6 protein-coding genes are annotated in these 7767 nt (G+C 60.2%); all 6 read left to right on the plus strand.

Translation table 11 applies throughout. The features are described 5' to 3' along the window. Positions 1-233: 233 nt before the first annotated feature. A complete protein-coding gene (locus ACRC4F_RS13160; RefSeq protein ID WP_438659690.1) occupies positions 234-2267 on the plus strand; it encodes an ABC transporter permease subunit in 2034 nt (677 codons plus the stop codon). Between the two features lie 15 nt (positions 2268-2282). Continuing rightward, the gene (gene pstA / locus ACRC4F_RS13165; RefSeq protein WP_438659686.1) at positions 2283-3953 is read left to right on the plus strand and encodes a phosphate ABC transporter permease PstA; all 1671 of its coding nucleotides are present in this window, start codon (positions 2283-2285) and stop codon (positions 3951-3953) included. A gap of 160 nt (positions 3954-4113) precedes the next feature. Beyond that, positions 4114-4947: a phosphate ABC transporter ATP-binding protein PstB gene (gene pstB / locus ACRC4F_RS13170; protein WP_438659687.1), complete on the plus strand. Its 834-nt coding sequence runs from the start codon at positions 4114-4116 to the stop codon at positions 4945-4947. A 71-nt stretch (positions 4948-5018) separates the two neighbouring features. Then, positions 5019-5780 carry a phosphate signaling complex protein PhoU gene (phoU, locus tag ACRC4F_RS13175; RefSeq protein WP_205889324.1) on the plus strand — a complete coding sequence of 254 codons (762 nt, stop codon included), beginning with the start codon at positions 5019-5021 and terminating at the stop codon, positions 5778-5780. A gap of 167 nt (positions 5781-5947) precedes the next feature. Further along, positions 5948-6853: a response regulator gene (locus ACRC4F_RS13180; RefSeq protein WP_438659688.1), complete on the plus strand. Its 906-nt coding sequence runs from the start codon at positions 5948-5950 to the stop codon at positions 6851-6853. Positions 6854-6976: 123 nt separating this feature from the next. Then, a partial coding sequence (locus tag ACRC4F_RS13185; protein WP_438659689.1) for an IS481 family transposase occupies positions 6977-7767 on the plus strand: 791 nt, incomplete at its 3' end.

Here is a 7767-nt window from a genome sequence, read left to right on the forward strand (position 1 = left end):
ATTCCACCATGACTACGAATCCCCCCAAGCGAATTGACTTCAATACGCCTGAGCTGCAACGCAAGCGCCGCATCCGCGCGCTCAAAGATCGCCTGACCCGCTGGTACGTCCTCGTCGGCGGCCTCGCCGTCCTCGGTGCGATCACGCTGATCTTTTTCTTCCTTGCCTACGTCGTCTTCCCCCTGTTCCAGGGTGCCGACCTGACTGCCAAGGACACCATCACGCCTGCCTGGATGCAAGACGCCGGCAAGCCGCTGATGATCTCCCTGGAAGAGCAGAATCAGGTCGCCATGCGGGTTTCCGACAAAGGGCAGGCACTGTTCTTTGATATCGACACTGGCGCCGAACTCAAGCGCGTCGATCTGCCGGTTCCGGCCGGTGCTACCGTGACCTCCATCGGCGAAGACCAACCGGGCCATCCATTGGTGGCGGTGGGCTTCTCCAACGGCCAGGCGCTGGTGTTCCGTCACACCTATAAAGTCAGCTACCCGGACGGCAAGAAGACCATCTCGCCAGCCATTGAATACCCGTACGGCGAAACCCCGATTGCGCTGAACGAGGCGGGTGGTGCGCTGGAACACGTCAGCCTCAACGCCACTGACAGCACCCTGATGCTGGTCGGCTCCACCGGTTCGCAACTCAATGTGCTCTCGCTCACCAGCGAAGAAAACATGATGACCGGCGAAATCACCAACGAGCAGAAGCGTATCGATCTGCCGCAGATGACCGAGCCGGTGAAGAACATCTTCGTCGACCCGCGTCAGCAATGGCTGTATGTGATTAACGGTCGTGCGCAGGCCGACGTGTTCAGCCTGCGCGACAAGAGCCTCAACGGTCGCTACAAACTGCTCGAAAACGGCGAGGCGGAAATCACTGCCAGTACTCAATTGGTGGGCGGCATCTCGCTGATCCTCGGCGACTCCAAGGGTGGCCTGGCCCAGTGGTTCATGGCCCGTGACCCGGATGGCGAGTTGCGTCTGAAGCAGATCCGCACTTTCCAGATGGGCACCACGCCCATCGTTGAAATCACCGCCGAAGAACGTCGCAAAGGCTTCGTTGCCCTCGATGCGTCCGGCAAGCTCGGCGTGTTCCACAGCACCGCTCACCGCACCTTGCTGGTGGATCAGGTGGTTGACGGCCAAGGCCTCTTCGGCCTGTCGCCACGGGCCAACCGCGTGATCGTCGAAGCGGGCGGCAAGATTCAACCGTTGCTGCTCGACAACCCGCACCCGGAAGTGTCGTGGAGCGCGTTGTGGAGCAAGGTCTGGTACGAGAACTACGACGAGCCTAAATACGTCTGGCAATCGACTGCGGCCAACACCGACTTCGAACCGAAGCTGAGCCTGTCTCCGCTGACCTTCGGCACCCTGAAAGCCGCGTTCTACGCCATGCTGCTGGCCGCGCCACTGGCCGTTGCCGCTGCAATCTATACCGCGTACTTCATGGCCCCGGGCATGCGCCGCAAGGTCAAGCCGGTAATCGAGCTTATGGAAGCGATGCCGACGGTGATCCTCGGCTTCTTCGCCGGCCTGTTCCTCGCACCGTATGTGGAAGGGCATTTGCCGGGGATTTTCAGCCTGCTGCTGTTGATGCCGATCGGCATCCTGGTCGCCGGTTTCACCTTCAGCCGCCTGCCTGAATCGCTGCGCCTGCGGGTGCCGGACGGTTGGGAAAGCGCGATTCTGATTCCGGTGATCCTGTTGGTGGGCTGGCTCTCGCTGTACATGAGCCCGTACATGGAAACCTGGTTCTTCGGCGGCGACATGCGCATGTGGATCTCCCACGACCTGGGCATCACCTACGACCAGCGCAACGCTCTGGTGGTCGGTCTGGCCATGGGTTTCGCAGTAATCCCGAACATTTACTCCATCGCCGAAGACGCCGTGTTCAGCGTACCTCGCGGCCTGACCCTCGGATCCCTGGCCCTTGGTGCCACACCGTGGCAGACCATGACCCGAGTGGTGATCCTCACCGCCAGCCCGGGCATCTTCTCGGCACTGATGATCGGCATGGGTCGTGCGGTCGGTGAAACGATGATCGTGCTAATGGCCACCGGTAACACCCCGGTCATGGAGATGAACCTGTTCGAAGGTCTGCGAACGCTGGCCGCCAACGTCGCGGTGGAAATGCCCGAATCGGAGGTCGGCGGCAGCCACTACCGCGTGCTGTTCCTCTCGGCGCTGGTGCTGCTGTTGTTCACCTTCGTCATGAACACCCTCGCGGAACTGATTCGTCAGCGTCTGCGCAAGAAATACTCGTCGCTTTAAGAAAGGTAGAAGTCTGTGAAACAGAACTCCCTGAATGGATGGTTCAAGAGCGGCGCCCCAGGCGTCTGGATCAGCGGTGGCGCGGTGTCCATCGCGGTCATCATGACCATTGGCTTGCTGGCAGTGATTGCCGTGCGCGGTCTTGGCCACTTCTGGCCGGCAGACCTGGTGCACGCCAGTTACGACGTGCCGGGCCAGGCCAACCACCTCGTCATTGGCGAAGTGGTGCAGAAAGAAGAAGTGCCGCGCGAGCGCCTGAAAAGCGCTGGCCTGCCGGTGCCCGATCAGGGCCCGGAATTCATGACCCGCGAGCTGATCAAGGTCGGCAACCGTGACCTGAACGGCAACGACTTCACCTGGATCGTCGGCGAGTGGCTGACCAACCAGAAGACGCCGCCGGAGCTGATGGCCATCGAGCGTCGCGAGTGGGGCAACTTCTACGGCTACCTGGTCAACGTCAAGCAGGACGGCAAAGTCATCGCTGAAGGCGAAGCCGCGTGGCCTGAGTTGCAGGCCCGTGTCGCCCGCGTCAATCAGCTTGCCGCGCAGCTCAAGACGTTGGAAAAGGTCGACATCGGTGCGATCAACTCCGGGCTCGAACGCATCCGTCTGCACGGTCGCAAACTGGAACTGGCCGGCACGCTCGATGCCACCGCGCAAGCGGACATGGAATCCGAGCGCGCCGAGCTCAATGCGCGTTATCAGGACATCGAAGCACGTCTTGCCGACCTGCACGCCCAGTTCAACCGCGACAGCCTGACGGCCCGCGATGCGAACGGCAAAGAGGTCGTGATCGACATCGGCAAAGTGGTTCACGCCTATCAGCCGAACGCCATGGGCACCTTCACCAAGATCGGCTTCTACTTCAGCAAGGTCTGGGAATTCCTCAGCGATGACCCGCGTGAGGCGAACACCGAGGGCGGGATCTTCCCGGCGATTTTCGGCACCGTGATGATGACCCTGATCATGGCGATGATCGTGACACCGTTCGGCGTACTGGCGGCGGTTTACCTGCGTGAATACGCCAAGCAGAACGCGCTGACCCGGATTATCCGTATCGCGGTGAACAACCTGGCGGGCGTTCCGGCGATTGTTTACGGCGTGTTCGGTCTGGGCTTCTTCGTCTATGTACTCGGCGGCTCGGTTGACCGATTGTTCTTCCCTGAAGCGTTGCCGGCACCGACCTTCGGTACGCCGGGCCTGCTCTGGGCGTCCCTGACCCTGGCGCTGCTGGCGGTGCCGGTGGTGATTGTGGCCACCGAAGAAGGCCTGGCGCGGATTCCCCGCACCGTACGTGAAGGCTCGTTGGCCCTCGGTGCGACCAAGGCTGAAACCTTGTGGAAGATCGTGCTGCCGATGGCCAGCCCGGCCATGATGACCGGCATGATCCTCGCCGTGGCTCGCGCCGCCGGTGAAGTGGCGCCGCTGATGCTGGTGGGCGTGGTGAAACTGGCGCCGTCGCTGCCACTGGATGGCAACTACCCGTACCTTCACCTGGACCAGAAGATCATGCACTTGGGCTTCCACATCTATGACGTCGGCTTCCAGAGCCCGAACGTCGAAGCTGCGCGGCCGCTGGTGTACGCCACGGCGCTGCTGCTGGTGCTGGTGATCGCGACATTGAACCTGTCGGCCGTTTATATCCGTAACCATCTGCGCGAGAAATACAAAGCGCTGGATAGCTAATCAACTGTAGGAGCCGGCTTGCTGGCGATGGCATCACCGCGGTGAGACTGCGGGACCGAGTTGTCTGCATCGCCAGCAAGCCGGCTCCTACAAAAGAATTGCGTAACCGCAGGCCTGGCCTGCGGCCCCGAACCGAATTTGTTAGCACAGGGAGCCTCCCATGCAGCACGAAACACATACCCACGGCATCAACATGTCTGCCCTGGGCCGCGACAAACAGAGCCTGAGTCTTGAACAGGAAACCGTGGCCATCGAAGTGCCGGGCCTGAATCTGTTCTACGGCGACAAACAAGCGCTGTACGACGTCAGCCTGAACATCCCGAAACAGCGCGTGACCGCCTTCATCGGCCCGTCCGGCTGCGGCAAGTCCACGCTGCTGCGGACCTTCAACCGCATGAACGACCTGGTCGACGGCTGCCGCGTAGAAGGTGAAATCAACCTCTACGGCAACAACATCTACCGCAAGGGCGAAGACGTGGCCGAGCTGCGTCGTCGCGTCGGCATGGTGTTCCAGAAGCCGAACCCGTTCCCTAAAACCATCTACGAAAACGTGGTCTACGGCCTGCGCATCCAGGGCATCAACAAAAAGCGCGTCCTCGACGAGGCGGTCGAGTGGGCGTTGAAAGGCGCGGCGCTGTGGGACGAAGTCAAAGACCGTCTGCATGAATCGGCACTCGGCCTGTCCGGTGGTCAGCAGCAACGTCTGGTGATCGCCCGCACCATCGCCGTAGAGCCGGAAGTGCTGCTGCTCGACGAACCCTGCTCGGCACTCGACCCGATCTCGACGCTGAAAGTCGAAGAGCTGATCTACGAATTGAAATCGAAATTCACCATCGTCATCGTGACCCACAACATGCAACAGGCCGCGCGGGTTTCCGACTACACGGCGTTCATGTACATGGGCAAACTGGTGGAATTCGGCGACACCGATACCCTGTTCACCAATCCGGCGAAGAAGCAGACCGAAGACTACATCACCGGTCGCTACGGCTAGGAAGCTGTTGTTGCTCACTGAATTGACGCTGCGGTCCACCGCACCTTACCGGACGCTCCAAGGACGCCAACATGATTAGCAAAGAAGGCCTTACCCATCACATCTCCGCGCAGTTCAACGCTGAGCTGGAGGAAGTTCGCAGCCACCTCCTGGCCATGGGCGGTCTGGTGGAAAAGCAGGTCAATGACGCGGTGACCGCGCTGATCGAGGCCGACTCCGGCCTGGCCCAGCAGGTTCGCGAGATCGACGACCAGATCAACCAGATGGAACGCAACATCGACGAAGAATGCCTGCGCATTCTGGCCCGCCGTCAGCCAGCGGCGTCTGACTTGCGTCTGATCATCAGCATCTCCAAATCGGTGATCGACCTGGAACGCATCGGTGACGAAGCGACCAAGATCGCCCGCCGCGCCATCCAGCTGTGCGAAGAAGGCGAAGCGCCGCGCGGTTACGTCGAGGTTCGTCATATCGGTGACCAGGTGCGCAACATGGTTCGCGATGCGCTGGATGCCTTTGCCCGTTTCGACGCCGACCTGGCGTTGTCGGTGGCCCAGTACGACAAGATCATCGACCGCGAATACAAGACTGCGCTGCGTGAGCTGGCGACCTACATGATGGAAGACCCACGCTCTATCTCGCGGGTCTTGAGCATCATCTGGGTGCTGCGTTCGCTGGAGCGGATCGGCGACCACGCACGCAACATCTCGGAGCTGGTGATTTACCTGGTGCGCGGCACCGACGTGCGGCACCTGGGCCTCAAGCGCATGAAAGAAGAAGTTGAAGGCACAAGTGCCGAAACCGCTAATGTTCCGGACAAAGCTGACGATAAGTAAGACTGCCCAAGAAAAACGCCCGGTCCTTTGGCCGGGCGTTTTTTTGTGTGGTTTTCGACTTCAATAGCAGCACCCGCGAACGAAAAGTCCCGGCGTGACTGAAGGTTTTTGGCAATGTGCCATCAGCAAAACGGTATGCTTGCCGGGATTTTTTCGAGGGGTGGTGGATGAGCAAGATCAGTGTGTTGGTGGTGGACGATGCGGCGTTCATTCGTGACCTGGTAAAGAAGTGCCTGCGTAACTACTTCCCGGGTATCCGGACCGAAGACGCCATCAACGGTAAAAAGGCTCAGGCCATGCTGGCCAAGGAAGCGTTCGACCTGGTGCTGTGCGACTGGGAAATGCCGGAAATGTCTGGCCTGGAACTGCTGACCTGGTGCCGCGAGCAGGACAACCTCAAGACCATGCCCTTCGTCATGGTGACCAGCCGTGGCGACAAGGAGAACGTAGTCCAGGCGATTCAGGCCGGCGTTTCCGGCTACGTCAGCAAGCCCTTCACCAACGAACAACTGCTGACCAAGGTCAAGCAGGCGCTGAACAAGGTCGGCAAGCTCGATGCCTTGATGAGCGGTGCGCCGACCAAAATGAACTCGGCCTTCGGCAACGATTCCCTGAGCGCATTGACCGGCGGCAAGGCTGCCGTGGTCGCAGCTCCGACACCGGCGGCGGCCCCGTCGCGCGGATTGCTCAACAGCCCGCCGGTCAAGGCACCGGTTGCTGCTTCCGCGCCGTCCAGCGGTCGGGGTCAAGGCCAGTTGCGTCTGCCAAGCGGCATTCAGCAATGCGTGATCAAAGCCTTGAGCATCAAGGAAGCGCTGCTGGTGGTGAAACGCACCGACACGCTGCCGCAAGTCCTCGACAGCGCGGTGCTGGACCTGGAGCAGGGTGAGAACGCAGAAGTCGCCCGCCTCAATGGCTACTTGCACGCCATCGTCGCGTTTGAGCCGAAACCCGACAGCGACTGGCTGCAACTGACCTTCCGTTTTGTGGATCAGGATGCGCAGAAGCTCGACTACATTTCCCGCCTGATTGCCCGTGGTACGGCGCAGAAGCACTTCGTTCCAGGCGCTTGATCTTCGTCGCCTGACAGCCCGTCATCGCCAGCAGGCTAGCTGTGATCTCTCTGTAGGTTGTTCACTCGGGGCTTTTCCGGGAAATTGGAGGTGCGAACCAAACCAAGTACCTGGAGGCCCCGAGTGAACACTCATAAAAATGCCCGATTAACCGTTTCTGGTCGAGCCCTTCTTGTTCATCGAATACTTAAAGAAGGCCTAAGACCTGTTGAGGTAGCTCAGTCCCAAGGAGTCAGTGTTCGCACGGCCTACAAGTGGCTTAATCGTTATCGCGCTGAAGGCGAGGAAGGACTGCAGGACCGTTCGTCCCGCCCCAAGCTCTGTCCGCACGCGCTTCCTGAGAAGTGCCAGGAACAAGTGCTTGAGCTACGTCGCCAGCGAAAAACCTATCGCCAGATCAGCCGGGACTTGAAGGTGGGACACAGCACTGTAGGCAGGTTATTGAGCCGTAACGGCCTCAACCGCTTGGCATACCTGGAACCGCCACCGCCGGTGATTCGCTACGAATATTCTCAGCCCGGAGGCCTGCTTCACCTGGACATCAAGAAGCTGGGGCGCTTTAACAAACCAGGTCACCGAGTGACGCGAGACCGCCTAAAGGGCCGCTCTTACCATGTCGGTTGGGAATACGCCCATGTTGCCATCGACGATAACAGTCGAGTGGCACACAGCGGCTTGTACCCAGACCAAAGTGGACGCAGCGCCTGCCTCGCACTGATTCGGGCTCTGCGCTACTACGCAAGCCTTGGCGTCTGCTTTGAGCGGGTGATGACCGATAACGGCCCTTGCTACAAGTCCGGACGCTTCAAGCGTCTATGCCAGCGGCTAGGGCTTAAACACATCTATACCAAACCTTACACGCCGCGCACGAACGGCAAGGCAGAGCGGTTTATCCAAACCGCTCTGCGCGAATG

This window comes from Pseudomonas sp. (assembly GCF_051660785.1).
In the GTDB taxonomy this organism is placed as follows: domain Bacteria; phylum Pseudomonadota; class Gammaproteobacteria; order Pseudomonadales; family Pseudomonadaceae; genus Aquipseudomonas.

What these genes read in the sequence shown, in the direction of transcription:
- ACRC4F_RS13160 (WP_438659690.1), top strand. Translation starts at nt 234, where the DNA reads ATGCAAGACGCCGGCAAGCCGCTGATGATCTCCCTGGAAGAGCAGAAT.
- pstB (WP_438659687.1), top strand. Translation starts at nt 4,114, where the DNA reads ATGCAGCACGAAACACATACCCACGGCATCAACATGTCTGCCCTGGGC.
- phoU (WP_205889324.1), top strand. Translation starts at nt 5,019, where the DNA reads ATGATTAGCAAAGAAGGCCTTACCCATCACATCTCCGCGCAGTTCAAC.
- ACRC4F_RS13180 (WP_438659688.1), top strand. Translation starts at nt 5,948, where the DNA reads ATGAGCAAGATCAGTGTGTTGGTGGTGGACGATGCGGCGTTCATTCGT.